The organism is Paenarthrobacter sp. CM16 (assembly GCF_013179505.1).
In the GTDB taxonomy this organism is placed as follows: Bacteria; Actinomycetota; Actinomycetes; order Actinomycetales; family Micrococcaceae; genus Arthrobacter.
Window position 1 is genome coordinate 1 of sequence record NZ_JABMCX010000548.1, and the last position, 1,265, is coordinate 1,265.

The 1,265-nt window shown below is 64.3% G+C and carries 2 protein-coding genes; both read right to left on the minus strand.

Annotation, left to right across the window (positions count from 1 at the left end; genetic code table 11):
- A partial coding sequence (locus HP499_RS24375) for an oligosaccharide flippase family protein (RefSeq protein WP_172326592.1) occupies window positions 1-1,016 on the minus strand: 1,016 nt, incomplete at its 3' end.
- Window positions 1,013-1,265, minus strand: a 253-nt coding sequence (locus HP499_RS24380; protein WP_216660292.1) for a hypothetical protein, incomplete at its 5' end; no start/stop codon positions are given. The genes HP499_RS24380 and HP499_RS24375, both read right to left, overlap by 4 nt.

The window sequence follows — 1,265 nt, forward strand, 5'->3', positions numbered from 1 at the left end:
CCGAAGACCCCCAAAGTTGCCAAGGCGACCGACGCCGGCTCCCACCTGGAACCAAAAATGGCCAGGACCAGTGGGTGGGCCAAACCAACAACCAGCGCCGAAATCGGAAAAGCGACGTAGGCAACCCCAGCCACGAACCGGCCAGCCAGCAGCCCCAGCCCGCCCTCCGTATACAGGCGGCCGAAAACCGGAACGGCAGTTGCCCTGATCACCGAAGTGATGACGGCGCTCGGCAACCCCGCCAGATTGAAAGCGAGCAGATACAAGCCAAGCGCCGTCGGATCCAGCATCCGGCCAATCAGTAGGTAGTCCACGTTCAGCGTCACGAACACCACCAGGTTGGCCATGGCCAGCGGCATGCCCAGCCGCAGAACTTCCACAGCAACCGTCCGGTCAAACCCAGGGCCGAACCTCTTGGGCGTAATGATCCAGTAGCCCGCCATGGCCACCAGCTGCCCGCCGACCCTGGACCAGGCGAGCGCCATCGCTCCCCAACCGTCCAGCGCCATCGGCACCACCAGTACCAAGACGGTGACCAGGCTGCAGAGGTCGACGACGACCCTCGGCTTTTGCAGGAACTCCCGCCACACCATGGTCGAAGGAACGGCACCAACACCTTGAATGAGGATGGTGAGGGAGAGTACCTGGATCACGGGCGTCGCAGCCGGGTCATCAAAGGCTGCCGCCAAGGCAGGTGCCAAGGCGATCGCCGCCGCCGTCATGACACCGCTCGTTACCAACGCAATGGAGAAGACCGTAGGGGCAATCCTGTCCGGATCCCCTGTGCCGCGCGCCAAAGCCGCAGTCGCACCAAGCTCGGCCATGTTCGTTGCGATGGTCTGGACAACAATAGCCACCGCCAATGCCCCGAAGTGCTCTGGAGCAATCATCCGGGCCACGATGATGGTGGTGGCAAATTGGACAATCCTGCCCAAGGCCATGTTGACGCCGCCCCAAAGCGTGGCGCTCGCAGCCCGGTTGCCCAGTGTGCGGTCCTGGCCGCTGAGGGTAGTCACGAGATTCCCGTCATGGCCCATAACCGCCACCGGACCCGGTCCAGCTGGCTTCGCACAAACCCGGCCGCCAGCCTTCCCGGACCCGGCTTCCGGCCCCGGGCCGCCCGGGCAATCCTGGCCTGCAAGGCATTGGCCCGGTGAATGTTCCCGGGCACTTCGTGGAGGCATTCGATGAACTTGCGCAGTTCAACAGCGGACTCCACCGGGCCGCCCCTGTCCATTTCCCTGAACCCCAACTGCGCGGCCTCC